The sequence below is a fragment of the Crocosphaera watsonii WH 8501 genome, assembly GCF_000167195.1.
Lineage (GTDB): Bacteria > Cyanobacteriota > Cyanobacteriia > Cyanobacteriales > Microcystaceae > Crocosphaera > Crocosphaera watsonii.
The window spans coordinates 192,420-217,522 of the sequence record NZ_AADV02000001.1 but is presented as its reverse complement, the minus strand read 5'-3'; the positions used below and the strand labels follow the sequence as shown (position 1 = coordinate 217,522).

Below are 25,103 nucleotides of genomic sequence, written 5' to 3'. Positions count from 1 at the left end.
ATAAAATCTAAAATTAATAATTATTTATGGCTGAGACTGTTTCTATTTTATCATCGGAGATCGATCAAAAACCCAAGACTTTGCGCTACATTATCATTAAGTCTTGTTGTGTCTAGGGTTTTGACAAAAAAATTAAGCATAATTACCGACACAAGGCATAATAGAATGGTTTGATGAGGAGAAAGAGAGACTTTTTAAAGTCTGTAGCACTATGGAACAATCGACAAATCAAGGCACTACTGCAAATCACACCGCTCTACTAGGTCGTATAGCTCTGCGAACCAGTCAAATTCCTTGGCAGTTCTGGGCGATCGCTCTGATTATCGTTTCTGGAACCGTTGGTTTTGCAGCAACATCCATGTTGTTGAGGTTGCCAAAATCCCCCCAATGTGTTCGTATTTTTTGGCCAATTGCTTCAGCATCCAAGCGGATCTACTGCGCCCAGGTGGAAGCAGAACAAGGGACAGTAGATAGCTTCCTACGGGCAATTAACCTAGTGGAAGCACTGCCAAGCGATCACCCCTTAAGAAACGAAATTAATCGTAATGTAGAAGAATGGGCGGTGGCTATCCTGGATATAGCTGAAAATGAATTTCAACGGGGTAAGTTAGAAGGAGCCATCGAAACAGCCCGTCGTGTTCCTGAAAATGTACAGGTTTATGGGCTGATAGAAGAAAGAATTGAAAAGTGGCGCAGTATCTGGGGAGAAGGAGAAGAAATTTTTGCGAAGGTGGAAGAAGAATTACGCAAGTCTAATTGGAATTTCGCTTTTAGAGAAGCAGTCAATCTCTTGAGTGTATCCAATAAGTATTGGGCAACCACCAGATACGATGAAACAGTTAATAAGATCCAATTGGCTCAAGAAGAGAGTCGTCGTCTGGATGATGCTTATCGTATCTTACGTCGTGGGGGAATTGATAACTGGTTAAAAGCGATCGCCGATGCTGAAGAGATTTCCTCTGAGAGCTACGCTTACCAAGAGGCACAAAACCTGATCGCCGATGCTAAAGAGAAAATAAGCGATCATATAGACGGTTTAATCGATGCTCGTCGTTGGTCGAGTTTATCTGATGTAGTTAACCAACTCCCCGATAGTCTAGCCTTATCCGAGGAAATAGCAGACTGGAGAACCATGGCCAGCGCAGGTTTAGATGCCCAAACAGGTACAGTAGAAAACCTAGAAATTGCTATTTTAGGTCTCGAAGAAATCGACGAGGATCGTCCCCTTTATCAAGAAGCCCAAGATTTGATTAGCCGCTTCAAATTAGAAGTACAAGATGTAACTAATCTACAAGAGGCCCGGAACTTGGCCTCGGGAGGTAGCATTGATGACTTGAATGCTGCCATTGCAACGGCAGAGATGGTTCCTTCGAGAAACCCCCGTTATCAAGAAGCGAGACAGGAGATTACTCAATGGACTACTACTATCCAACTACGAGAAGACCAACCCATTCTTGATCAAGCCCGTAGTTCAGCCGCAGGTGGTAGTCTTTCTGACTTAAGACAGGCCATCGCCCAGGCACAGTCCATCGGTTCGGGGCGTACCCTTCACAATGAGGCTCAAAAAGAGATCAGGAAGTGGCGTGTTACGATCCAACGCAAAGAAGATCAACCCATTCTCAATCAAGCCATTGCTTTAGGTGCTGGCAAAGACTACGACGCTGCTATCAGTGCTGCTAGGCAAATTGGCTCGGGACGGGTTCTCTATCAAGAAGCTCAGAACAATATTAACAAATGGCAAAGGGAAATCCGCGCCCAAAAGAACTTACAAGAGGCTTATTTAATAGCCCAACCCCAAACCCCTCAGTCTTTGGTCTCTGCTATCTCTGTGGTGAGGAAAATTCCCTCTTCAACAGATGTTAGTTATAGAGCGAAACAAGCTCTAGATCGCTGGAGTTTTCAATTACTCTCTATGGCTCAAAGAATGGCTAATCGTTCTTTATTGCCCGAAGCAGTAAAATTAGCGAAGATGATTCCTCGTGATAGTGCTGCTTATGGCTCTGCTCAAACCCAAATTAAGGCATGGAATAAATCATTACGACCAGCAAAACCACAAATTCCCCCTTCTTTGGTTCCAGAAAACCAGTTTGTACCAATTCTTGATACTGAAGGCTCTGATAATACCCCTTAACTGCTTAAATTTAATCGATTATGGAATGGCTTGAAATCTCAGGAAGTTCTGTTTTAGTACCTAGATACCCCATCGCTATCATTCATTTTTTGGGTGGTGCTTTTGTAGGAACAGCCCCTAATTTTACCTATCGTTGGCTACTGGAAGAATTGGCAAAAGAGGGCTATGCTATCATTGCCACTCCTTTTGTCAATACCTTTGATCATTTAGCGATCGCCCGTAATGTTCTTAACCGTTTTGAGGGCATTTTAGACCGTCTCCAAACCAATAATTCTCTAGGACAAGGTTATCTACCTATTTATGGTATCGGTCATAGTATGGGTTGTAAACTTCATTTATTAATTGGTAGTCTTTTTTCTGTGGAAAGGGCCGGAAATGTTCTCATTTCTTTTAATAATTATCCTGTTAAAAAAGCTATTCCTTTTCTAGAACAATTAGATATCGAAAATTATCTTAACCTAGAATTCACTCCTTCTACCGATGAAACTAAACTTATTATAGAAAAAGATTACCTAGTTAGACGTAATTTGTTGGTAAAATTTACTGATGATAATATAGATGAAACTAAGATTTTAGAACCAATTTTAGACGATAAATACCCTAACTTAATTGCTTTACAAACTTTATCAGGGAATCATTTAACACCATTATCACAGGACATAAAGTGGGAAGCAGGGGAAATTTTTACCCCTTTAGATGCTGTTGGCCAGTGGGTAAAACAAGCTTTTTCTCGTGATTTATATCGTCTCAAAAATGAAATTTTACGTTGGTTAAATCCTGGGAGAATCGTTTGAAAATTAACAATTAATAATGAATGAATACGCCAACTTAGTTTAATGACAAATTACCATGAATAGCCAACCAAATATAAGGAGGATCAATACTGGTAAAAGTAACTCGGTGTTTTTGATGAGCTTTAATTAATAAATAATCTCCAGATTTAAGCTTAATTGAGGAATTATCAAAGAATAATAAAGTAGCTTGTCCTTGTAATAAAATCACCCACTCATCTTGCTCTTGATCATACCAACTGTCTTTAGGAGTGGTTTGTCCCGTAGAAATAATACGCTCAATTTTCACATTTCTACTATTAACAATAGTCTCAAAAATCTCTTGGTCAATCAATTGATGGGTAAAATGAAAAATATTATCCATAAATCATAAATATTGTAAATTGTCAATTATTAACTATTAATTATTAATTATTAATTAACACACCCCTATCCAAAACACACAGGACAGGATATACTCTTTTCGGGACTGTTGATGGATAGAAATATGGTAGCAGTAGCAATTCTGGCAGCCGGTAAAGGAACACGGATGAAGTCTGACTTACCTAAAGTATTACACACTTTAGGGGGGCGATCGCTAGTACAACGGGTGATCGATAGTTGTCATCTAATTGCCCCGTCTCGAAAACTGATTATCATTGGTTATGAAGGGGAACAAGTTAAACAGTCTTTTGAGCATAGCTCATCCCTCGAATTTGTAGAACAAAGGGAACAATTAGGGACAGGACACGCTATACAGCAATTATTACCCCACTTACAAGGTTTTGAAGGAGATTTATTGGTTTTAAACGGGGATGCTCCTTTATTACGCCCTGAAACCTTAGAAAATTTACTCCAGATTCATCAAAAAAATAATAACGCAGCCACTTTATTAACAGCAAATTTACCCAACCCCAAAGGGTATGGAAGAGTTTTCTGCGATGGGAACAACCAAGTTAGCCAAATTGTCGAAGATCGGGACTGTAACGCGGCACAAAAACAGAATAATCGGGTTAACGGCGGAATATACTGTTTCAACTGGTCAAAACTAGCCGAAGCTTTACCGAAACTTTCCACTAATAACGACCAAAAAGAATACTATTTAACCGAGGTTGTGGATTATCTCAACCCTGTAATGGCTGTTGATGTAGAAGATTATTACGAAATAAATGGTATAAATGATCGCTATCAACTTTCTATTGCTAACGATATCTTACAAGATCGTATCAAAAAGCATTGGATGAGTGTAGGTGTAACCATGATCGATGCTGATAGTATTACCATCGATGATACTGTTACCCTTGCTCCTGATGTCATCCTCGAACCCCAAACCCATTTACGGGGTAATACTTCTATCGGGGCAAAAAGTCGTATTGGCCCGGGAAGTCTCGTTGAAAATAGTACCATTGGGGAACAGGTGACGGCACTTTATTCGGTTATTGCTGATTCTGAAGTTGCTGATAACTGTCGTGTTGGCCCCTATACCCATTTACGAGGAGAGGCAAAAATAGAAGCATCTTGCCGTATTGGTAATTTTGTGGAGATTAAAAAGACTCAGGTAGGAGATAAGAGCAATGTCGCCCATTTAACCTATCTTGGGGATGCGACTCTGGGGCAAGAGGTAAATGTGGGTGCAGGAACCATTACAGCTAATTATGATGGTTATCGGAAGCATCAAACTATTATCGGCGATCGCACCAAAACCGGAGCCAATAGTGTGTTTGTTGCACCGGTTACACTAGGTGAGGAGGTAACTGTAGCTGCCGGATCGGTTGTTACTAATGATGTTCCGGATCATGCTTTAGTTATTGCCAGACAACGACAAAGAATTATTGAGGATTGGAAGGCGAAAATGGCGCAAAAAAAATCATAAACAACCCTGTAGACGTGAGGCGCGGAGTTCGGAGTTCGGAGTTCGGAGTTCGGAGTTCGGAGTTTTTTCCATGAAATAATCAGGGTTTAAGACTCGTGATTTTGAGCAGTTGCCTATAAATTTCCTTTCTGTAGGGGTCAACGGCCGTTGACCCCGTACAATTTGAAACTATAAAAAAACCCGCCTTAGCGGGTGCTTAAAACGTAAACTAACTCAAAACTTTTAACGAACCGTTCCTTCTAGATGATCAACCCGAATAGGTTTCACGAAATACAGTTTAATAAACTGAACTCCATTGGAAACAAAAGCAGGTAGTTTTCTGAGGAACTTCACAGGGGCTGGACTGTTTGAAGCGTCAATTTCTCGTAATTTTTCGTTGTTTTTGACGCAAGTTTCTAGTCTGCCGTAAAATTCAGGATTTTCCACATCTAAAACCACAGGGAAAACCTTTCCTGCTGTTTCGTTGGTCTTCTCAATAACATATTTATCATATTCCCGTGCATCTAGTCCAATCGCTGCATAAAAATCAGACCGTTGGATATCATTGAGATACATGGTTGCAAATACGGATAACAAGAAGAAACGACACCATAGACGGGCTTTCCAATTGTTTAGTATGTTAGGGGTTGCTTTCATGATGGCATCGAAAAAGTCACCGTGACGGTTTTCATCTTGACACCAGTTTTCAAAGAAATTGAAAATAGGATAGATTTTGTCTTCGGGATGCTTTTCTAAGTGGCGGAAAATGGTGATATAACGCCAATAACCAATTTTTTCGGATAAATATGTCGCATAAAAAATAAACTTAGGCTGGAAGAAAGTATAACTGCGACTCTTTGTTAAGAAACTTAAATCCAAAGACAGATTAAAATCAGATAAGGCTTTATTGAGGAAACCAGCGTGACGTGCTTCATCACGGGACATCAGGGTAAAACATTCAGCCAAAATGGGGCTTTTATTTTTTAAGCGTCTCCCTAACTCTTTGTAGAGAAGGAACCCGGAAAATTCTGCTGTACAGGAACGTTCTAAAAATTCTACAAACAAACGACGGGTATCCCCATCAATGTGTTCCCAGGTTTGAGCAAATTCTCCACGACGGACAAAATGATGACGGTTATAATCAGTACGAAATTCCTCGAGAATGGCTTTTAATTCCTCTTCGTTCACTGAAATATCCATTTTGGCCACCGCATCAAAGTCGGTGGTATAAAAACGAGGAGTTAGGATAGTTTCTTTGGCCGGGACCTTGATCCCAGGACGCATTTCGTCAAATTCAGATTTTTGAAGGGTATTGACCATAGCTTGTTTAAAAAGACTTTTTTCAATCGATTAAGGACTCGTTTTGCTAAAAAATGTAACAAGATTGTTACATTTTTTAGCAGGAATTTACGATCCCTGAATCACAGTCTACCAGCCTTTCTGCCGTTAGTGACACCCCCTTTTTATTAAGAGTTACAACACATTATCAATTTATATTAAAAGCGTTGCTATTTTGGTACTTTATAGTGTAAAGAAGTTTATGAGGTTAAGGGTTAAGTGGGCAAATTGTATGATGATCTCAATTTGATTATCGGACTTATAATATTTGCCCACCCTACAATGAAATTCATTTGGGTAATATTTCTTGTATCATTTTATGTTTAGATAGTTTAGCTAATCTGTTCCCTTGTTTAGCAATTGTTTTCTCAAAAATATTCCTCACTAATCGACTATTATTTAATTCTTTAAATTACTAAAATTAGGATTGAGTTGCCAAAAATACAGGTTAGGGAAAACAAGGATAAAACGCTAGTTAATCGGTTTAATCACTGTACGGAAAGTCGGAGTTTCTGGCCTTTTTGACAATTTTTAAATCAACTTTTAATGCTTGAGCAATTGTTTCATCTGATACTCCTTGCTTTAAAAGAGAATCTATTGTTTGAAAAACAGAAATCTCAGGAGTAATACCTTTGATTTGTCGCTTATTTCCCTTTTCCTTCAAGTGTTTAAAGGTCATTGGTTGAGCTTGAGAAGCTAGAGAAAATAGTCTCTCACAATAGCTACCCGCTCCACCTAGATTATGATCATTTACAGAGTTAGGTTTACCATTATAACGGCCTAATCTGATTCTTTTTCCCTCTTGATCAATCCTACGTAAGATATCGTAATTTCCATTGATATTATTGAGACGCAGCATACATCCTTCACGGGAATAACGATAAATTAATTCAGGAAAAGGAATATCTGGAACGGGATCATTATCATTCATAAACCGCCAGTATTGAGACTTGAATTTATCATTAATGTGATCGCGATAATGACTATTCCCAACACGAGGCGCACCAAAGGTATAAACACCAGATACATTGATTTTTGGCTCTACTTGCTCCAGTAAATAGTTAGCAGCAAGAATAGCGATCGCACCTCCTAAACTATGTCCCGTTAACCAGACATTCTCTGCGGCTCCTAGTTGTTTCATCACCCAGTCATGATAGTCTTGGTTAACAAGAAGTGCTTTAAAAGCTCGTAAAAAGCCACGATGCACCCTTTGTTCTTTACTGCTAATAACGGATAAAAGATTCTCTCTTCCGTCTTGTCTGTCTGTATAATCAAGTATCCGAGAATGGATTTTTAGATTTATGGCCCAGTCGCCGACTTTTTTTTCAGACCCACGAAACCCAATAATAACGGTATTTTTATGAAAAATACCGTTATTATTGGGTTTCGGCAATATATTTCTTTTTGTTGTCATCAATATTTTCACTATCATCTGGAATGTCTTCAATGTCTTGACTATCAATAAAGATAGTTTTTTGAACATCTTCATAACTACATCCCCAACTATATAGAGTCGAGCGCACGGCTTCTTCATACCCTATATTCATGTGTTTTGCATTTACAGAACTTAAATAACAAAGTTCAGAAATATTGGCGCAGATGTAGGCATTGTCAAAGTTAGGTTTTGATTGTGTATGATCTTCGGGGGGTGATAACTCGGGAGTGAAAAAATCAAAAGGCGAACCTTGTCCTGCTTGTGGTTGAGAGTTTGACATCTTATCCCGAATTTCTCACAAAATCTGCGATCGCCAAACACAGAAGCCTTACAGGAAGTGGGTTTGAACAGAGCGATCGCATATTTCCCCAACCAACAGTCTGTTGTCAGATTTTAAGTTAAAATCAACCCGAATTAGACAAAGATGAAAAGATAAATCAATCACTCATTTTTCCAAAAAAATTATTAATAAAATCTCTAATAGTACTAGATTGTTAGAATAAAATATGCTATAATTTAATTATTAAAGCAATTTACCTTAAACTGATTTAATGAGTCCCAGTCATCCCCGAACCCCTCGTCAAGTAATCAACTTTAGTAAACAGAAAGGAAAAGAAATAAGGTGATTTCCGAGAAAGCTTTTCCCATAGGGGGTAATCGCTTGGACTAAAGGCTTTCAAGAAATAAAAGGAACAGAGAGTTAGCGGATCTTGGTACACAACTTTAAAATTTCATAATTGGCTCGTCTGAAAAAACAGAAGAAATAGATTAAAATGAAGAGGTAAAAAGATTAGAGAGAGTAAATTGAAGCTAAAACAGACAAATCATCCCTTAACCCCGTCGATGGTCGATGATTTACGTTTAGCAGCCTCAAAAATGACGGGAGCAGAGCGTCGTTCATTTCAAGCTGAAATGTGTCTCAAGTATTGTGGAGGAAGTGCCAGACAAACCGAAATCGTGTTTGGTTGGGGGAGAAAAAATGTTCAACTTGGATTACATGAAAAACGAACTGGGATAGTGTGTTTAGGATTACAATCAGTCAATAGTGGATGTAAAAAATGGGAGGAAAGATACCCAATAGTTGCCCAATCATTGAAAGAAATAGCCGAAGCTCACGCACAACAAAACCCCACATTTAATAACCCCATTGCCTATACAAGATTAACGGCGGCTGAAGCCATTAAACAATTAAGAAATCTAGGATATAATAGAGAGGAGGTTCCTGCTGACTCGACAATGGCAGATATTTTAAATCGTTTGGGCTATCGATTAAGAAAAGTGGTAAAAGCTAAACCTAAAAAAAAATCTCGGAGACGGACGCTATCTTCGAGAATATAGAGAAAAAAGATAGAAAAAAAGACCCTTCTGTGAAACGTTTAAGTATGGATTGTAAAGCAACTGTGGAAATAGGAGAATATTCACGTGGCGGACAAACCAGAGGTTATAATCAAGCTCAAGATCATGATATGGGAACTAAAGAAAAATACGTTCCTTGTGGGATTGTAGATGAAGATACAGGGCAACTTTATGTAACTTTTGGAAGTTCTTATAAAACGAGTGATTTCATGGTAGATAACTTGGAGCAATGGTGGACAAGTCTGAGTATAACTGAAAAGCAGCAACTAGAGAACATCCAAATTAAAGTTGATAATGGACCAGAAAATAGTGGAATAAGAAGGCAATTTTTGAAGAGAATGGTAGAGTTTGCCGACCAAACTAAGAAATCTATTCAATTACTATATTTTCCTCCTTATCACAGTAAATATAATCCCATAGAAAGATGTTGGGGAATTTTAGAGAGGCATTGGAAAGGAACACTTCTGAGAAATGCTCAAACGATGTTAGCTTGGGTAAAAACTATGACATGGAAAGGCTTAAATCCGATAGTTAAGTTAAGTAAAAAAGTTTATCAAAAAGGCATTTCTTTAACGAAAAAAGAGATGAAGGAAATTGAGAAACGTTTAGAACGTAATCCTCACTTACCTAAATGGGATATTTTGATTAGACCCAGTTAGTCTAAAAAGTTAATAAGAGTGTAAAATTAAGTGAATTTCCTTTTTAAAAATAGTCAAAGCTAATTTAAAAGTTAGCGTATTTCTTTCTTTTAGATAGGGAGGTTTTTGTTCGCGGAAAGTATCCGCGAACAACTTTTTATTTTTCCCTTTTCGCTTATTTGAGATGTTCTACAAACAGATTCTGATAATGGGTGGGAAACTTTTTCTTGGAAATCATCTAATCGCTAATTTTGATGGGGGACTAATCACTTCAGATGCGGGGATTGTCTGGATAGCTGAGTTGGATAAAAAACTGGGAATTACGGAGAAGTTTGGTAACTGTTTTCAAGATCATCGTCATCAATCTTATGTAGATCATTCCGTTCATGAGTTATTAGCACAAAGGCTTTATGGAATTATTTTAGGCTATGAAGATGTCAATGACCATGATAAATTACGTCACGATCCTGCCCTTAAGATCGCTTTAGAAAAGCTTAATGAACTTGAAGATAAAAAGGGATGGTTAGCTGGAAAAAGTACAATTAATAGATTGGAATATTGTCCTGAGACTATTCTCGACCAAAAAACGAGTCGTTATCATAAAATAGAACCCAACTTTGAAGCCATTGAAAAATCTTTTGTCGAATTTTTTTTAGAGTCTTATAAAAAACCTCCCTTAAGTATTATATTAGATATGGATGTCACGGATGACCAAGTACATGGTAATCAAGAAGGGGCATTTTTTAATAGTTATTATCACGGAGTATGTTATGCTCCTTTATATATTTTCTGTGGGCATCATTTATTAGTGGCTAAACTTCGTTCATCTAATGTAGATCCAGCCGATGGAGCCTTAGACGAATTACAAAGAATTATCGGACTAATTAGAGAAAAATGGTCAGAGACTCATATCCTAGTTAGGGGTGATAGTGCCTATGCCCGTGAAGAAATCTTCTATTTTTGTGAAAATCAGCCTTTAGTTGATTATGTTATAGCTATGGGAACAAATGGCGTTCTTAAGTTACGAGCGGATGATGTAATTGAAAAAGCCAAACATGAATATGAAAAAAAACTAGCTCCAATAACTGAATTAATGGATAGTTTATTTCAGAAAAAAGAAGATTTAGAAGAAGTTAAAAAATTAGTACCAATTTCTACTTGGTATCGCTCTATTCGTTATAAAACAGAAAAGTCATGGAGTTGTCAAAGAAGAGTAGTGACAAAAGTTTGTTATGGAAGTGATGGCTTAAAAATGCGCCATGTGGTGACATCTTTGCCCGCTTCAAAAATTCCACCCTCAAAACTTTATACAAAAAAATACTGTCCGAGAGGCGAGATGGAAAATCGGATTAAAGAACAACAATTAGACTTGTTAGCTGATAGAAATTAAACTCAAACATTTCAAAGTAATCAACTAAGATTATGGATACATTCCTGGGCTTATGTTCTCATAAATGCTTTTCGTCAACACTGTTTAAAAAAAACTTCATTGGCTAAAGCAACTGTGGGAAGAATACGTCTAAATCTTCTTAAGTTGGGAGCCAGAATAAAGATTAGTTGTAGAAGAATTATTATCGCTATAGCTAGTGCTTGTCCTTATCAAGATATTTTATCTATTGCTAACAAAAGAATTAAAACTATTCCTAATACTGGATAAGTAGAATAAGTTGTTTTTAAAAAAAGATATCTATCATAAGTTGTTGACTGACTGATACTTTCATTTAGTCTTATTTATCGTGGAGAAAATCAAAAGTTAATATAATTATTCCCTCTTAAACTCAATTTTTGGATAATCAAAGTCAATTTTTTTATTCATCTATATTCAAAATTTCTATTAGTCCTAAAAATTATCATTTTTCATCTCTGGATTGGGCTTTCAAATTAATTTGTGAGAAATCCGGGTAGACCATGTTTGCCTACTCATCATTTAAGATACTCCCCATGATGTAATTTCTTTTCGATGTCTTTAGCTAAGGCCCCTTCGTTTAACCAGAAAGTTGCAGCGTCAACCCTGTCTTGTTTCCCTACTAAAAACTTACAATAGGTTTCCCCCATGGCATAACATTGAATTTCGATAGCATTAAGGTCTTTATTGACTAACTTAGTAAAAAATCCAGCTAATAAACCAGCATAAATATGACAAACTGGTTTACCTACATCTCCTAAAGTTCGTGCCACAGCAGAATCAAAAATATTGACAAACATAAAGCCATTTTTCTGCTCACTCATATCTACTTCCCAGTTACCCCAACCTTGCGCTGTGAAAGACCACCACCAGGCTTCTAAGACATAATTAAGGTTCATTTGATTGAGGGGTTTCTTATATTCATATTCAGCATAAAGCCACTCTTTAAAAAAGTCTGCATCTCGTTTTCCCCAGTCTTTACCTATGTTATAAGCAATGACTCCAGCAGCACTACCAATTTCTTCTTCTAGTCCTTCAATTAAACCTAGAATGAAGTCTTCGCTGGTGAGAATATTACGAGATTCATTCCAATCAATGATACTACCTGTTTCTTTTTTAAAGGATGCTCAAAATTGGTTACTAACTGTTTTGTTTCCTGTTTGCTATCACTTGAGGTGAAAACCATCTTACACAAACCTCAATACTTTATCGAATGTGATTTCATTGTAGAAAGATATTTTGATTATTTCCTCAGTGCTTATGAGCAAATTATCAGGGTTTTTTCTCTGAGTATCAGGGGTTGTACATACTCATAAGAGATAAACCCTAAGATCGGTTATAAAAAATAAACAAAATTAATTAGGACATTTTCTACCCCCTTGTACTAAATCCCATTTAGATACCCCTTTTGTCTTGCTAGTTGAGGAGGGTGGGGAGTGTGGGAAAGGTGGGGAGTGTGGGAGGAAGGAGAGCAAAACTATAAAGAGGTTTTGACAATCGGATTTGGTATTAACTGTCATTGGTGAGGTACGAGGAATCCCCTTAACCTGAGTTCGAGATAAGGAAATTTATAGACAACTGATCCTTCATCAAGAGTCTTGAACCCTGATTGTCCAAAAAAACTCCGAACTCCGAACTCCGAACTCCGAACTCAGATTCAAAAATTATTTAATAAAATACTTCTGCTTGTTTAAAAGGTAAACCTTCTTGATCTTTTTTTGATAATTTGGGTTCTCCTTTTAATTGCCAATCTATGGCAAGATCAGGATCATTCCAAAGAATACTTCTTTCATGTTCTGGAGCGTAATAATCAGTGGTTTTGTAAAGAAATTCGGCAGCATCCGATGACACAACAAAACCGTGAGCGAATCCTTCGGGAACCCAAAATTGACGTTTATTTTCAGCACTTAAAAGACAGCTTACCCATTGTCCAAAAGTCGGGGAACTTTTGCGAATATCCACTGCTACATCTAACACTTCTCCTGTAACGACACGGACTAATTTTCCTTGGGTTTGTTGAAGTTGATAATGCAGTCCTCGTAATACATTTCTCTCCGATTTGGAATGATTATCTTGGACAAAATTTCTGCTTATTCCCGTTGCTTCTGTAAACGCTTTGTGGTTATAACTTTCATAAAAAAAGCCACGATCATCCCCAAAGATACGGGGTTCAATAATAACAACATCAGGAATTTTTGTTTGAATAACTTTCATAACTGGTAATTGGTAACTGATAACTGAATTAAACTTGAAGCTTCACCCAATTTTGTAATTCTTCCCATCCCAACCCCTGACGAATAATGGAAGGGGGATCGGAAGTCATGTCTAAAATAGTAGACACCTCAAAACCAGGTTCTAAACTATTATCAATAATAATATCAACTTGATTTTCTAAAATGTCAAATAATTTTACTTTTTCTAAGCCAAGAGTAGGAAACTCCCCATCTTCATCCGGTAAATGAGCAGAAGTAGAAACAATGGGATTTTCTAAACCTTGTAAAATAGCTTGACAAATAGGGTGATCTGGTACTCGAATACCTGTACTTTTTCGCTTAGGACTCATGACTAATTTTGGCACAGCTTTGGTAGCTGGTAATAAAAAGGTATAAGGCCCAGGAATTAACCTTTTCATAACACGATAAGCTTCATCCTCTACCCCTGCATATTTAGCAATATTGGATAGAGAAGAACACAAAAAAGTCAAGGGTTTATCATTAGATAATTGCTTTAATTGTCGTACCCGTTGCACGGCCGATTTACTATTAAGATCGCACCCGATCGCATACACTGTATCTGTAGGGTATAGCATAATCGCCCCTTGTCTTAGAGCAGAACATATTTCGTCAATGCGATGATTTTGAGGGTTTTTAGGGTGTAAATCGTATAGAATAGCCATGACTATGACCAAAATAGCTTATTTAGACTGTGTGACAGGTATTGCCGGAGATATGTGTTTAGGGGCTTTAGTTGATAGTGGTGTTCCTTTAGAATACTTGATTGAGCAACTCAAAGAGTTAAAAATTGACCACGAATATGAGTTAAGTCAAGAAAAGGTACAGCGCAATGGGCAACAGGCCACTAAGGTTCATGTTAACTTGCTTAAGGATGATGATCATGACCATCACCATCACCACCATCACCATCATACCCCCGCTCGTCATCTTCCTGAAATTGAAAGCATGATTCAACAAGCTAACTTACCGTCACGGGTGACAGAATGGAGTCTGGATATATTCCGTCGTTTAGCCGTTGCAGAAGGTGCCGTACACGGGGTAAAAGCGGAAAAGGTACATTTCCACGAAGTGGGGGCAACGGATGCCATAGTGGACATTGTCGGTACTTGTCTGGGGCTAGATTATTTGGATATTCAGACGTTATACTGTTCGGCGTTACCTACTGGTGGGGGAACGGTGTGGGCCGCCCATGGCCGTTTACCTGTACCGGTGCCGGCGGTGTTGAAGCTATGGGAGTCCCGTCAGGTTCCTATTTATAGTAACAAGATTGACAAAGAATTAGTGACACCAACAGGGGCGGCGATCGCTGTTACACTGGTTAAAAGTTTTGGTCAACCTCCTAATATGGTATTAGAAAAAGTGGGGTTAGGTGCAGGATCACAAGATTTATCCATTCCTAATATTTTGCGTCTCTGGATAGGGGAAAGTGTGACAGAAAAAAAAACAGTAATGTCGACATAGTTGCTGTTTTAGAAACCCAAATAGATGATCTCAGTCCGCAAGTTTTTGGCTATGTCTTGGATATTTTATTAAAGCAAGGGGCGTTAGATGTGTTTACACAGTCTGTGATGATGAAAAAGTCACGGCCTGGTATTTTATTAACGGTTATTTGTCCTGTTGATAAAATAGATATTTGTGAGGAGATTATTTTTCGAGAAACAACTACATTAGGTATTCGTCAATCTATTGAGAAACGTTCAATTTTAGAGCGAGAAATTAAAATAGTTAATACCAAATATGGAGAAGTTAGGATTAAGATAGCAACTAAAGGAAAAGGAGATAATAAAACTATTATTAATGTACATCCAGAATATGAAGATTGTTCTGCGATCGCTCTTAAGTTTAATCAACCTTTAACTACCATTCAAAAAATAGCCTTAGAGTCTTTTTATTCTATCTCTTGAAAACAATAAAAGTCTGATAAGGTAATTGTATCACTCAGACTCCTTATTTGGTGTTAACATAAATATTACTATTTAATTAATTTCCAATCTCGTGCATCGGTAAACTGAGATAAATGTTTAACATTTGTAGTAGCAATAATTACTTCATTTCCTGCTTCTGCTACTAATGATGTAGCTATTTTAGGTTAAAATTTATCTCATCAATGCTTGAAAACCTGCTTGAATAAAATGTTTATCAAAAGTTAATGCTTTATTGATATTATTTTCTTCCATGACAACAAAAGAAACACAATCAACTAATCCCCATTGTTTGTCTTGATATTTTTTATATAGTTCTATTGCTTTATTGAACAATTCAGGAGTTAAATGGATAATTTCAATGTCATCAGATTGTAAAAAAATTTCAATTATATTAATCGCTTCATTTCTATAATTACCCGCTAAACTGTTACCAACTTGTAGCAAAACTGCATCAGTGGTAATTAAAGGATAATTCTCAACTTGTTGTGCTAATTTTAATGCTTTAGGATGATATTGATCTCTTTTGTTAATTAAAGCAACAATAAACAGTGTATCAACAAATATTTTATTCTTCACTGATATCTCTTCCTAAACTATCAGCAATTTGAGTTGAGAAGTTTTCAGGTGCATCAATTTTGATTTGACTTAACTTAGACATTAAACTAGGTTTAGTTTCTACTGTTACAGAATCATTCAAGTTTTTGATAACATCATAAACTTGATTAAGTTGTTCTTCTGTTAAGTTCTCAAGTTCAGATTCAATGAGTTTTTTAGTCTTCATAACTTTTTCCTTAATTTCTACTTTTGTCATATTTACAGTTACAGTTTTGTATTTCAATATAACTATTCTAGCTTAAAATTAATCCAGCGCACCGTAAAACTTATCTATTCGAGATCGCTACCTGATTGATGTTTCATTTATTCATTGATTCTAGCTTTATGAATTATTATCAATAATATTCTGAACGTTCTTCATCACTAGGAGGATGTGTAATAGGAAAATCTGTGTGCTTTGCTAATATTATCTCTTTATTATGTTTATTCTTGATAAAATCGATAGCAACTTTAGCCCCTCCTGAAAAATCTTGCGCTACTAAATAACCGTTATCAAAACCACCAACATCCATATACATAAATAATTGATAAATATCTAAAGCATTTGCTTGTGATGTTTTAATTTCCCAAACTTCTTGATCTGCCAAAATATCAATATAACCTTCTATTCCTTCAAGTACATATTCTTTGTTGACTTTATCTTTTTTGAAAATAGGATGATTTTCTAAGTGTTCAGCCAATCTATCTCTTAATAGTTTTTCTGGAAGTTCATCAGGAACTGATCTACGTCGTAAATAATTTTTCTTTTCTTTTTTTGGTCCAGGTTCTTCTCCTTTAAGTATTTTTCTCACTTTTTCTAAACAGTGTCGAAAATTATTATCTTCTATAATAGAATTTTTCGTGATTGCTGTTTCAAAACCTTCTTTAAGATCAATTTCTCCTCGAATAGTATTATAGTCTGCGTGTCTATTAGGAACAATGTCAAGTTCAAATAATTGATGAAATAAAATTACTCTATCATGTAATAATACGTCTAATCCTTGTCTTTTGATTGAAACATAATAGGGCTGAAATTTATTAGGAATCTTTAACCCTAATTCTTCATATTCTTTATCTTGAGGTGCATATCCAAAAGTTAGCTCTGCTTTCCATCCTTTCCCAGAAATCGGATGTTTTAGAAATACTGGTTTGTTTTCTCTTTTAAATGGGTGAAAATATATAGGCTTTACTTCCTTTACTATCCATTCTCTTTTTATGTTATAACCTGAATCTTGAAATAATGAAGTTTGCTCACTTTCTTCTAGGAACAATAATTTTAAGTTCATTATTTTATTATCAGGTGCTAAAAATCTCCTATACCTTTCTCCTAAATATGGGGTTAAAGTATTCGTTACTGATGTTTGGGTAACATTTACTATTGATTTGAGATCGGTGATAGAAATTTCTGTTCCTGATTCTTGATTGAATTCGGATGTATAATAAGTAGTTAATTCGCCAAAAGAAAACTCTTTAATCACTCTTGCTTTGGAATCCTATATAGTTTTTGTTGCTAAATATTTAAGTTTTCCTAAAGCAGCAATTGCTTGTTTCATTCCTAAACCGTGTTCATTTAAGGATTGGCAAGATTGTACTCCAGCAGGAGTAATTGCTATTCCTAATTTATCTTGAGAAATACCGTTTGCATTATCAGTAATACTAAATAGTCTTACTTTATTCTTTTGATTAAAATAAAGTTTAATAGTTACTTCAAGAATCATATCTGTTCTTCTAGCTGCTATTGAATTATCAATTAATTCAGAAATTACATCTAAATAACTATAAGTGTTTTTTCCTAGTTCACTAAAAATATTATTTGACGCTTCAACTTTTGTTGTTTCAGGACTTTTTTCTAATTTCGATAAGTCAATCATAGTTTTGTGGTTATGTATTACATTTATTTATTGTAATCCAACAATGGTTGAAGATATATAACCCAACCCTAACACCACTTCCAAGAAAACTTAAGAAATGCCTAAACACTATTAACAAATAAACTTGATACCCTTAGAAGAGATACCCTAAAAAGTCCTCATCGCAACACCTTAAGTAAATGTGAAGAAAAGGAGACACTACTAAATGTTAGAAAACTATCACAAACACGCAGCAGAAAGATCCAAACTTGGTATTCCTCCCTTACCTTTAACCGCAGAACAAACATCGCAACTATGTGAACTCTTAAAACATCCTCCGGAAGACCAAAAAGAAGAACTTTTGAGCTTATTACGGGATAGAGTTCCCCCTGGTGTGGATGAAGCAGCTTATGTGAAAGCAGGGTTTTTAACAGCGATCGCCAAAGAAGAAATAACCTGTCCCCTCATCTCCCCTCAAGGGGCGATCGACTTATTAGGAACCATGATGGGCGGTTATAATGTACAGTCATTGGTAGACTTGCTGAAATCTTCTGACACCACCTTAGCCTCAGAAGCAGCCACCGCACTCAGCAAAACCCTGTTAGTCTTTGACGCATTTAACGAAGTCTTAGAACTCTCCCAAAGCAACCCCTACGCTAAACAAGTCATCGACGCATGGGCCGAAGCTACTTGGTTCACAAATAAACCCCAAGTCCCCGAAAGCATCAACGTCACCGTTTTTAAAGTCCCAGGAGAAACTAATACTGACGACCTATCTCCCGCACCCCATGCAACAACTCGTCCCGATATTCCCCTGCATGGGTTGGCTATGTTAGAGTCAAAAATGCCAGAAGGTATTGCAACCATTGCTAGACTCAAGGAAAAAGGCTATCCTGTGGCTTATGTTGGGGATGTAGTCGGTACAGGTTCCTCCCGTAAATCAGCTATTAACTCCGTTTTATGGCACATTGGACATGATATACCTTTTGTCCCCAATAAACGGGCTGGAGGCTACATTTTGGGGGGGAAAATAGCCCCTATTTTCTTCAACACCGCAGAAGACTCCGGGGCCTTTCCCATCGAATGCGATGTTTCCGACATGGAAACCGGGGACGTGATCATCATCTATCCCTACAAAGGAGAAGTTGCCAACGAAGAAGGAGACATTATTGCCACCTTTGAGCGCAAACCTGAAACCATTTTAGACGAAGTTCGGGCCGGGGGACGCATTCCTTTACTCATTGGACGCGCATTAACGGATAAAACCCGTGAAGCATTGGGACTGGAACCCAGTACCCTATTTGTCCGTCCGATCCCCCCTTCCCCCCTTAGTAAGGGGGGTGTCGAAGACGGGGGGATACCTGGCTTCACTTTAGCGCAGAAAATGGTAGGTAAAGCTTGCGGTTTGCCTGGGGTTAGACCCGGAACATCTTGTGAACCCATGATGACCACCGTTGGTTCCCAGGATACCACAGGACCCATGACTAGGGATGAGTTGAAAGAGTTAGCTTGTTTAGGGTTCAACGCAGACTTAACCCTACAAAGTTTCTGTCATACCGCAGCTTATCCCAAACCGGTTGACATCAACACCCATAAAGACTTACCGGACTTCTTTTCTACCCGTGGAGGTGTAGCGTTGAAACCAGGGGACGGTATCATCCATTCTTGGTTAAACCGGATGTTATTACCCGATACAGTGGGAACTGGGGGAGACTCTCATACTCGTTTTCCCTTGGGTATCTCCTTCCCTGCTGGTTCCGGTTTAGTTGCCTTTGCAGCAGCGTTGGGGGTTATGCCTTTGGATATGCCAGAATCAGTATTAGTTAAGTTTAGTGGAGAGTTGCAGCCGGGAGTAACTTTAAGAGATATTGTTAATGCTATTCCTTGGGTTGCCATACAAGAAGGTAAGTTAACTGTTTCCAAAGAGAACAAAATTAATGTTTTCAATGGTCGTATTATGGAGATGGAAGGATTACCTGATTTAAAAGTAGAACAAGCTTTTGAATTAACCGACGCAACAGCAGAAAGGTCTTGTGCCGGGTCAACTATTAAGTTAGGAAAAGATACCATCGCTGAATATTTGCGTTCCAATGTTTCCTTAATTAAAAATATGGTGGCACGGGGTTATGAAGATCCTAAAACGTTGATGCGTCGGGCTTCAAAAATGGAAGAATGGTTAAAAAATCCTGTTTTAATGGAGGCAGATGAAACAGCAGAATATGCTGATGTTATCGAAGTTAACTTAAGCGAGATCAAAGAACCAATTATTGCTGCACCCAATGACCCTGATAATATTAAATTGATGTCTGAATGTGCAGGGGATAAAGTAGATGAAGTGTTTATCGGTTCCTGTATGACCAATATTGGACATTATAGGGCTGCTGCCAAAATTTTAGAAGGGGCAGGACGCATTAAATCTGTTTTATGGATTTGTCCCCCAACCAGAATGGATGAAAAACAGCTACGAGAAGAAGGTATTTATGGTGTGTTTGCTGCATCAGGTGCAAGGACAGAAATGCCTGGATGTTCTTTATGTATGGGCAACCAAGCAAGAGTAGAAGATAATGCTACTGTGTTTTCTACCTCTACCCGTAACTTTAATAATCGTATGGGTAAAGGGGCGCAAGTTTACTTAGGTTCTGCGGAGTTAGCTGCTGTGTGTGCCTTATTAGGAAAAATACCCACTGTTGAGGAATATATGGAGATTGTCACCCAAAAAATTGATCCTTTTGCCGATGAATTATACCGTTATTTGAACTTTGATCAAATAGCAGGATTTGAAGAAGAAGGAAGAGTTATTCCCTTAGAAGAAATACCCAAAATTGAATATATTTTAGGCATTCCAGCAGGTGCTTTAAGTTAACATCGTAGGGTGGGCATTGCCCACCTTAACGTAAATTTTTGAGAGAATTAAATTAAGGAGATAAAAATGATTGAATTTCGTCCTACATTTTTAACTAGGAATGGAAAGAAAGAGTTTGCTGTTTTATCCTACGAAGAGTTCCTTAAAATTAAACAATGACTGGAATACTTAGAAGATTTAGAAGATTTAAAAGAAGCAAAAGAAGAAGAAAAAGATAGTCCATCTTATTCATTAGATGAAGTCAAGAAAATGCTTAATATGGATAAAATAACTCACTATCAAAGTTTAATTAAAAAAATTCTTCTAGAGTATGAAAAACTCTCATCTCAGGTAACTGATCCTGATATCGATGAAACTTTAATATTTGATGATCTAAGAAGTCAATATCTTTGGTTTAATATTGGTTGGAAAAATGGCGAACGAGTGAAAGCCATTTCTGTTTATGTTAGAATTAAAAATGATAAAATTTGGATAGAAGAAGATTGGACAGAGGAAGGTATTGCTAATGAGTTATTAAGAGGAGATGTCCCAAAAGAGGATATTGTTTTAGCTTTTTATGATGCCGAAACTCGTAAACATACAGACTTTGAGATCGCGTAAACACTTACACTATAATTGGAGTAGATAAAAATGACTGAAGTACATCCTGAATTTTCAAATAAAAATGAGAGAAGTGAAAATGATTTATTTTTGCCATTTACTTATGAAGAAATTTTAAAAAAAATTGGAAAAGATAAATCTAGACTTGTTGATTTAATTGTTCCAGTTACTCAATTTGAAAAACAAATTATTCAAGTTGTTCTAGATATTGAAAATGCCGGTTATTTGCTATTCTTATATGGTGTATCGGGAGTTGGAAAATCAACTTTCATCAGTTCACTTAAATTTCAAAAACATATTCCCATACAATCAATAGTTTCCATAGATGCTAGTGAATTAGACTATGAAAATAAGTCTGACATAAAATTAAAACAATTACTAAAACAAATAAAAAAAGAAGCGAGGGATTTCTTTTCAGAGAATAATCAGAGCAATGATAAACTATGTATTGTAATTGATTACTTAGAAAATTTAAACGATGAAGATAATAATAATGTAAAAGCTTTTTTTAGAGACTTAAATGGACTACTTCGTAAGTATCCAATTCTCATTATTTGGCCTGTAACAGTTAGAGAAGATTTAGAAAATATGCAAGAATTTGCTAAAAGCTTTTCTAGTACTATGTTTCATAGAATAAGACCTGCTATAAATTTTACAGGTCCTCCCTTGGATGAATATCCAAATATTGCTAAAAAAACAATCATGTTTTTTAACGAAGGTAAAAGTTGCTATGAGTTTCAATTAACTGATAATGATCTTGAAAACTTAAAGAAAGGTTATGAAAAGAAAGCACAAGAAAAACACTTGATTAGAGATTATCTCAAAGATATAAGAAGTCTTTGGGAAGAAAGAACTGATTATATATCTGGAATTGTCAAAAATGTTCCTAAACCAACAGAAGTCTGGTTTATATTTTTTTATCCTGAAGCAGAAGATATAGTCGCACGCTTTGCCAAGCAAACCCCAGACATAATTAATGAAATGTGGAATGCCGATTATAAATCCCTATTTGTCTATATTAGCGACAATAATCAAAGAAAAGCTGATTGGAAACCTCAACGTCTTACTTTAGCTTTAAGTAGTCGTATGCTAACTACTAAAATTATGTATTTACCGACAAATGCTTTAGTAAGCTGTATCGCTGCTTATGCAAAAGATGCAGAAATTCCTATTCCAAAAGAGGATTTATTGAACCGAGATAAGTATAATATTTTACAACATTGGTGCATTAAAAGCAATGCAAAGAAAACACTCAGCACAACTCCTTTATATTTACAATTGTCAGGAGTTTCTATTACAGGTGGAAAAAGAAAAAGTGGTAGAGTAGAAAAGGGTTTAAAAAATGCAACGCCAGCTTTTGAAAAAATAAACAAGGATATATCTGACAAGAAAATTAGTGATCAAAAGTTTAACAAAGCTGTTTGTTTAGCTTTACAAGATGTCTTTAACAACTCAGAACATAATTTGGACTTTGTTGCTGAGAAACCTCATCCTCATTTAACAAATATTAGACCTGATATTTTAGTAGATACAAATGATAAGTTAGTGTGTCTAGAATTTTGTTATACTAATAATAAGACTCCAGGCAATATGGCTGACTATGTTTTAAGAAAACTAAATCAATACATGAAACAATTAAAAGATAATTTTGAAATACCTAAAGATTTACTAAGTTAATATACTATTTTTTTTATCATTACTTTAAAGAAATATTAAATATCAATAATGAAATGAATTTTTATACATTTATAATCAGAAAAAGCGCACATTATTGGGTTTCACTATGTCTCGAAAACGGATTAGTGGGACAAGGAGAAACTCCAGAACAAGCTATTGATAAACTCAAAGAAGCCATTGAATCTTTTTCAGAAGTTTATAATAGTGAAAAAAATGTTTATTCTCGTCCCCTTCATATTGATGAACTCCATGAATTTTTAACCATTGAAGATTCTGAATCTTCTGAAATATACGAAATAAGAAAAGTTTATGCCTAATATTATGAATTACCAAGATATTATCACCATAGAACCTGGAAAACGTAGCGGAAAACCTTGCATTAGAGGCATGAGAATTACTGTTTATGATGTTTTATCTTATCTTGCTTCCGGAATGACTTATGAGGAGATTTTAGAGGACTTTCCTTATTTAACAAAAGAAGATATTTTAGCTTGTCTCAGTTATGCAGCAGATCGGGAACGTCAAACCTTAATTATTCAATCATGAAACTCCTTTTTGATCATAATCTTTCCCCTAGTTTAGTCAAGCGATTAGCTGATTTATATCCCAACTCTAATCATTTATATTTGATGGGATTAGATCGAGAAAATGATAACATTATCTGGGAAATAGCTAAACAACAAGATTATATTATTGTTACCAAAGATTCAGATTTTAATGAACTCTTGATATTAAAAGGATTTCCTCCTAAAGTTATTTGGATTCGTATAGGTAACTGTTCTACAAGGATGATAGAATCATTACTGAGAAATAATTATCAAATTATTAGTGATTTTTCACAAGACAATAGCATAGGAATAATAACTTTATCTTAAAACATGGGTTGAATTCTGCTGATCGCCTATAATAAATATATATAGAAAAGTAAGCATAAAATGGATAACTTAGTTAAGTATCGTCAAATCATCAAAAAAATTTTAACAGAATATGATGAAATTGCTAATCGTTCATCTAAAAGAAAGTATGAAACTTGTTTGATATTTGATGAAAATCATGATCATTATTTATGGATGTCTATAGCTTGGGTAAATCAAAAAAGAATTAACAACACTCATGTACATATCCGCATTAAAAATAATAAAATCTATATAGAAGAAGATTGGACAGAAGAAGGGATCGCAAATGAATTCTTAAGAGAAAGTGTACCAAAAGAAGATATTGTTTTAGCATTTCATGATCCTGAAAGTCGGAAATATACAAACTTTGCCATCGCTTAACCCTGCTAATAGATTAAAACATAATTAAATTTAAGTCTCGGTTTGTTAACTTAAGTAAAGGCATTATTAACCTAATCAAAAGATTAGGAAAAGTTCCTAAAAATTCCGTCACAAATCAGAAACCCTTCAGTAGAATCTGACTAGCTCTACTTTTAAAGAGACAAAATTTTGTAGCAAAATCAACATTTTGCTAACAAGAAAATCTGTTAAATAAAGTAATTAGGATGCTATGACAGAATCTGTTCTTACAGGACGAATAACCACCACCAGCGATCGCCCGAAGGTCCAAAAATGGATGAGATTTTTGGTGTGGAAAATCGCGATCGCTACCCTACTCTTAATGGCCGTAGGCAGTGCCACAAGGGTGATGAATGCCGGGTTAGCTTGTCCCGACTGGCCCCTATGTTATGGTCAGTTAGTCCCCACCCAACAAATGAACCTGCAAGTCTTCTTAGAATGGTTTCATCGCTTAGATGCTTCCCTCATTGGTTTAAGTACCCTGGCCTTAGTAGGACTATCTTGGTGGTTTCGCAAAGAACTCCCCAAATGGCTACCCTGGGCTTGTTTAGGAGCATTAGGACTGATTGTCTTTCAATGTATCTTAGGGGGTTTAACCGTCACCCAAATGTTGCGGTTTGATATTGTCACCGCCCATTTAGGAACCGCCCTCCTCTTCTTTGCCAGCTTAGTGATCATTGCCCTCTGTTTAACCCCCTACCAAGGCACCACCACTGCCGGCACACTGCGATGGGTTAGCCTGACAGCAGCTATTTTAGTCTATGTGCAGTGCTTATTAGGGGCCTTAGTTGGTTCCCGTTGGGCCCTGCATCAATGCTTTGGCGGTTCCCAACTATGCGCTGTGATGAATAGTCATATTATCGGTGTGGTTCCTGCTACCTTAGCCACCTTAGCCGTTGTTGCCACCGCCTGGCGAACTCCGGCGCTTCATCCAACCCTCAGAAAACTAGCTTGGGTTGCTGGTGGGATCGTTGTGTTGCAGGTCCTCTTAGGGGTAGCTACCTTTTACCTCCATTTACAGGTAGAACCCTTAACCGTAACCCATCATACCGTCGGGGCTGCTTTATTTGCTACCTTAGTCGCCTTGACAACCTTGGGGATGCGAGATGCAAAAGCCTAAAAATCAGTGTTTTTGCCTTT

23 protein-coding genes and 4 pseudogenes are annotated in these 25,103 nt (G+C 36.6%); 15 read left to right on the top strand and 12 right to left on the bottom strand.

Annotated features, from left to right (window positions below):
- Positions 1–211 precede the first annotated feature (211 nt).
- Together CWATDRAFT_RS01145 and CWATDRAFT_RS01140 are read left to right on the top strand one after the other, a co-directional pair.
- Positions 212–2,131 carry a hypothetical protein gene (locus CWATDRAFT_RS01145; protein ID WP_007303253.1) on the top strand — a complete coding sequence of 640 codons (1,920 nt, stop codon included), beginning with the start codon at positions 212–214 and terminating at the stop codon, positions 2,129–2,131.
- A gap of 20 nt (positions 2,132–2,151) precedes the next feature.
- On the top strand, positions 2,152–2,925 hold the full coding sequence (locus tag CWATDRAFT_RS01140) for a DUF1350 family protein (protein ID WP_007303252.1): 774 nt from the start codon (positions 2,152–2,154) through the stop codon (positions 2,923–2,925).
- 34 nt (positions 2,926–2,959) lie between these two features.
- Here CWATDRAFT_RS01140 and CWATDRAFT_RS01135 read toward each other — a convergent pair whose 3' ends face one another.
- Complete coding sequence (locus CWATDRAFT_RS01135) at positions 2,960–3,286, bottom strand: cupin domain-containing protein (RefSeq protein WP_007303251.1); 327 nt, start codon at positions 3,284–3,286, stop codon at positions 2,960–2,962.
- A gap of 123 nt (positions 3,287–3,409) precedes the next feature.
- Between CWATDRAFT_RS01135 and glmU the strand changes: the two genes are divergently transcribed.
- On the top strand, positions 3,410–4,774 hold the full coding sequence (gene glmU, locus CWATDRAFT_RS01130) for a bifunctional UDP-N-acetylglucosamine diphosphorylase/glucosamine-1-phosphate N-acetyltransferase GlmU (RefSeq protein ID WP_007308870.1): 1,365 nt from the start codon (positions 3,410–3,412) through the stop codon (positions 4,772–4,774).
- A gap of 222 nt (positions 4,775–4,996) precedes the next feature.
- On the opposite strand, the gene acsF is transcribed toward glmU, so the two are convergent.
- From acsF to CWATDRAFT_RS36845, 4 genes and pseudogenes are all read right to left on the bottom strand, one after another.
- The gene (gene acsF, locus CWATDRAFT_RS01125; RefSeq protein ID WP_007308869.1) at positions 4,997–6,073 is read right to left on the bottom strand and encodes a magnesium-protoporphyrin IX monomethyl ester (oxidative) cyclase; all 1,077 of its coding nucleotides are present in this window, start codon (positions 6,071–6,073) and stop codon (positions 4,997–4,999) included.
- Between the two features lie 307 nt (positions 6,074–6,380).
- Positions 6,381–6,482 (bottom strand): annotated as a pseudogene (locus CWATDRAFT_RS38105) (hypothetical protein); the annotation flags it as partial.
- Between the two features lie 93 nt (positions 6,483–6,575).
- Positions 6,576–7,484: a lipase family protein gene (locus CWATDRAFT_RS31460; protein WP_050018321.1), complete on the bottom strand. Its 909-nt coding sequence runs from the start codon at positions 7,482–7,484 to the stop codon at positions 6,576–6,578.
- Positions 7,468–7,806 (bottom strand): hypothetical protein, encoded by a 339-nt coding sequence (locus tag CWATDRAFT_RS36845; protein ID WP_042711064.1) that lies wholly within the window; start codon positions 7,804–7,806, stop codon positions 7,468–7,470. The genes CWATDRAFT_RS31460 and CWATDRAFT_RS36845 overlap by 17 nt, the downstream gene beginning before the upstream one ends.
- A 563-nt stretch (positions 7,807–8,369) precedes the next feature.
- Between CWATDRAFT_RS36845 and CWATDRAFT_RS41580 the strand changes: the two are divergent.
- Both CWATDRAFT_RS41580 and CWATDRAFT_RS32585 read left to right on the top strand, forming a co-directional pair.
- Positions 8,370–9,541, top strand: a pseudogene (locus tag CWATDRAFT_RS41580) (ISAzo13 family transposase).
- Between the two features lie 163 nt (positions 9,542–9,704).
- A pseudogene (locus tag CWATDRAFT_RS32585) lies at positions 9,705–11,177 on the top strand (IS1380-like element ISCwa5 family transposase).
- Between the two features lie 266 nt (positions 11,178–11,443).
- On the opposite strand, the pseudogene CWATDRAFT_RS40925 reads toward CWATDRAFT_RS32585, so the two are convergent.
- From CWATDRAFT_RS40925 to CWATDRAFT_RS01080, 3 genes and pseudogenes are all read right to left on the bottom strand, one after another.
- Positions 11,444–12,046, bottom strand: a pseudogene (locus CWATDRAFT_RS40925) (V4R domain-containing protein); the annotation flags it as partial.
- Between the two features lie 547 nt (positions 12,047–12,593).
- Positions 12,594–13,139, bottom strand: a complete 546-nt coding sequence (rfbC, locus tag CWATDRAFT_RS01085) for a dTDP-4-dehydrorhamnose 3,5-epimerase (protein WP_007303242.1) — start codon at positions 13,137–13,139, stop codon at positions 12,594–12,596.
- 28 nt (positions 13,140–13,167) lie between these two features.
- Complete coding sequence (locus tag CWATDRAFT_RS01080) at positions 13,168–13,821, bottom strand: L-threonylcarbamoyladenylate synthase (RefSeq protein ID WP_007303241.1); 654 nt, start codon at positions 13,819–13,821, stop codon at positions 13,168–13,170.
- A 4-nt stretch (positions 13,822–13,825) separates the two neighbouring features.
- Here CWATDRAFT_RS01080 and larC point away from each other — a divergent pair, with 4 nt between their 5' ends.
- Positions 13,826–14,620, top strand: coding sequence for a nickel pincer cofactor biosynthesis protein LarC (larC, locus tag CWATDRAFT_RS01075; protein WP_042711123.1), 795 nt, complete (start codon positions 13,826–13,828; stop codon positions 14,618–14,620).
- 56 nt (positions 14,621–14,676) lie between these two features.
- Positions 14,677–15,063 carry a nickel pincer cofactor biosynthesis protein LarC2 gene (gene larC2, locus CWATDRAFT_RS01070; protein ID WP_007303239.1) on the top strand — a complete coding sequence of 129 codons (387 nt, stop codon included), beginning with the start codon at positions 14,677–14,679 and terminating at the stop codon, positions 15,061–15,063.
- A gap of 192 nt (positions 15,064–15,255) precedes the next feature.
- Here the strand turns inward: larC2 and CWATDRAFT_RS01065 are convergent, their stop codons facing one another.
- The 4 genes from CWATDRAFT_RS01065 to CWATDRAFT_RS01050 form a co-directional block, all read right to left on the bottom strand.
- Positions 15,256–15,660: a type II toxin-antitoxin system VapC family toxin gene (locus CWATDRAFT_RS01065; RefSeq protein ID WP_007303238.1), complete on the bottom strand. Its 405-nt coding sequence runs from the start codon at positions 15,658–15,660 to the stop codon at positions 15,256–15,258.
- Entirely contained in the window at positions 15,650–15,895 is a 246-nt protein-coding gene (locus CWATDRAFT_RS01060) for a hypothetical protein (RefSeq protein WP_007303237.1), read from the bottom strand. Before CWATDRAFT_RS01060 ends, CWATDRAFT_RS01065 begins: the two co-directional genes overlap by 11 nt.
- Positions 15,896–16,034: 139 nt before the next feature.
- Positions 16,035–17,156 (bottom strand): hypothetical protein, encoded by a 1,122-nt coding sequence (locus CWATDRAFT_RS01055; protein WP_007303236.1) that lies wholly within the window; start codon positions 17,154–17,156, stop codon positions 16,035–16,037.
- 15 nt (positions 17,157–17,171) lie between these two features.
- The gene (locus tag CWATDRAFT_RS01050; RefSeq protein WP_007303235.1) at positions 17,172–17,549 is read right to left on the bottom strand and encodes an ATP-binding protein; all 378 of its coding nucleotides are present in this window, start codon (positions 17,547–17,549) and stop codon (positions 17,172–17,174) included.
- 205 nt (positions 17,550–17,754) lie between these two features.
- On the opposite strand from CWATDRAFT_RS01050, the gene acnB reads away from it, so the two are divergent.
- The 8 genes from acnB to CWATDRAFT_RS01010 all read left to right on the top strand — a co-directional run bounded on the left by acnB (position 17,755) and on the right by CWATDRAFT_RS01010 (position 25,083).
- Positions 17,755–20,391 carry a bifunctional aconitate hydratase 2/2-methylisocitrate dehydratase gene (gene acnB / locus CWATDRAFT_RS01045; RefSeq protein ID WP_007303234.1) on the top strand — a complete coding sequence of 879 codons (2,637 nt, stop codon included), beginning with the start codon at positions 17,755–17,757 and terminating at the stop codon, positions 20,389–20,391.
- A gap of 258 nt (positions 20,392–20,649) precedes the next feature.
- Positions 20,650–20,991 carry a XisI protein gene (locus tag CWATDRAFT_RS01040; protein WP_042711063.1) on the top strand — a complete coding sequence of 114 codons (342 nt, stop codon included), beginning with the start codon at positions 20,650–20,652 and terminating at the stop codon, positions 20,989–20,991.
- Between the two features lie 30 nt (positions 20,992–21,021).
- Positions 21,022–22,668, top strand: coding sequence for an AAA family ATPase (locus tag CWATDRAFT_RS01035; RefSeq protein WP_007303232.1), 1,647 nt, complete (start codon positions 21,022–21,024; stop codon positions 22,666–22,668).
- Between the two features lie 53 nt (positions 22,669–22,721).
- On the top strand, positions 22,722–22,985 hold the full coding sequence (locus CWATDRAFT_RS01030) for a type II toxin-antitoxin system HicB family antitoxin (RefSeq protein ID WP_007303231.1): 264 nt from the start codon (positions 22,722–22,724) through the stop codon (positions 22,983–22,985).
- A gap of 4 nt (positions 22,986–22,989) precedes the next feature.
- Positions 22,990–23,214, top strand: coding sequence for a DUF433 domain-containing protein (locus tag CWATDRAFT_RS01025; RefSeq protein ID WP_035823911.1), 225 nt, complete (start codon positions 22,990–22,992; stop codon positions 23,212–23,214).
- A complete protein-coding gene (locus tag CWATDRAFT_RS01020) occupies positions 23,211–23,543 on the top strand; it encodes a DUF5615 family PIN-like protein (RefSeq protein WP_007303229.1) in 333 nt (110 codons plus the stop codon). The genes CWATDRAFT_RS01025 and CWATDRAFT_RS01020 overlap by 4 nt, the downstream gene beginning before the upstream one ends.
- A gap of 60 nt (positions 23,544–23,603) precedes the next feature.
- Positions 23,604–23,945, top strand: a complete 342-nt coding sequence (locus CWATDRAFT_RS01015; protein ID WP_007303228.1) for a XisI protein — start codon at positions 23,604–23,606, stop codon at positions 23,943–23,945.
- A gap of 229 nt (positions 23,946–24,174) precedes the next feature.
- Positions 24,175–25,083, top strand: a complete 909-nt coding sequence (locus tag CWATDRAFT_RS01010) for a COX15/CtaA family protein (RefSeq protein ID WP_007303227.1) — start codon at positions 24,175–24,177, stop codon at positions 25,081–25,083.
- The last annotated feature ends 20 nt before the right edge of the window (positions 25,084–25,103 follow it).

Bases quoted from the DNA above. Each gene is read 5' to 3' on its own strand.
- CWATDRAFT_RS01025 (WP_035823911.1), top strand. From the start codon at position 22,990: ATGAATTACCAAGATATTATCACCATAGAACCTGGAAAACGTAGCGGA.
- CWATDRAFT_RS01030 (WP_007303231.1), top strand. From the start codon at position 22,722: ATGAATTTTTATACATTTATAATCAGAAAAAGCGCACATTATTGGGTT.
- acnB (WP_007303234.1), top strand. From the start codon at position 17,755: ATGTTAGAAAACTATCACAAACACGCAGCAGAAAGATCCAAACTTGGT.
- acsF (WP_007308869.1), bottom strand. From the start codon at position 6,073: ATGGTCAATACCCTTCAAAAATCTGAATTTGACGAAATGCGTCCTGGG.
- CWATDRAFT_RS01140 (WP_007303252.1), top strand. From the start codon at position 2,152: ATGGAATGGCTTGAAATCTCAGGAAGTTCTGTTTTAGTACCTAGATAC.
- CWATDRAFT_RS01145 (WP_007303253.1), top strand. From the start codon at position 212: ATGGAACAATCGACAAATCAAGGCACTACTGCAAATCACACCGCTCTA.
- larC (WP_042711123.1), top strand. From the start codon at position 13,826: ATGACCAAAATAGCTTATTTAGACTGTGTGACAGGTATTGCCGGAGAT.
- CWATDRAFT_RS01035 (WP_007303232.1), top strand. From the start codon at position 21,022: ATGACTGAAGTACATCCTGAATTTTCAAATAAAAATGAGAGAAGTGAA.
- CWATDRAFT_RS01040 (WP_042711063.1), top strand. From the start codon at position 20,650: ATGGATAAAATAACTCACTATCAAAGTTTAATTAAAAAAATTCTTCTA.
- CWATDRAFT_RS01080 (WP_007303241.1), bottom strand. From the start codon at position 13,821: ATGGCTATTCTATACGATTTACACCCTAAAAACCCTCAAAATCATCGC.
- CWATDRAFT_RS01135 (WP_007303251.1), bottom strand. From the start codon at position 3,286: ATGGATAATATTTTTCATTTTACCCATCAATTGATTGACCAAGAGATT.
- CWATDRAFT_RS01010 (WP_007303227.1), top strand. From the start codon at position 24,175: ATGACAGAATCTGTTCTTACAGGACGAATAACCACCACCAGCGATCGC.
- CWATDRAFT_RS01060 (WP_007303237.1), bottom strand. From the start codon at position 15,895: ATGACAAAAGTAGAAATTAAGGAAAAAGTTATGAAGACTAAAAAACTC.
- CWATDRAFT_RS01015 (WP_007303228.1), top strand. From the start codon at position 23,604: ATGGATAACTTAGTTAAGTATCGTCAAATCATCAAAAAAATTTTAACA.
- glmU (WP_007308870.1), top strand. From the start codon at position 3,410: ATGGTAGCAGTAGCAATTCTGGCAGCCGGTAAAGGAACACGGATGAAG.
- rfbC (WP_007303242.1), bottom strand. From the start codon at position 13,139: ATGAAAGTTATTCAAACAAAAATTCCTGATGTTGTTATTATTGAACCC.
- CWATDRAFT_RS36845 (WP_042711064.1), bottom strand. From the start codon at position 7,806: ATGTCAAACTCTCAACCACAAGCAGGACAAGGTTCGCCTTTTGATTTT.
- CWATDRAFT_RS01020 (WP_007303229.1), top strand. From the start codon at position 23,211: ATGAAACTCCTTTTTGATCATAATCTTTCCCCTAGTTTAGTCAAGCGA.
- CWATDRAFT_RS01050 (WP_007303235.1), bottom strand. From the start codon at position 17,549: ATGATTGACTTATCGAAATTAGAAAAAAGTCCTGAAACAACAAAAGTT.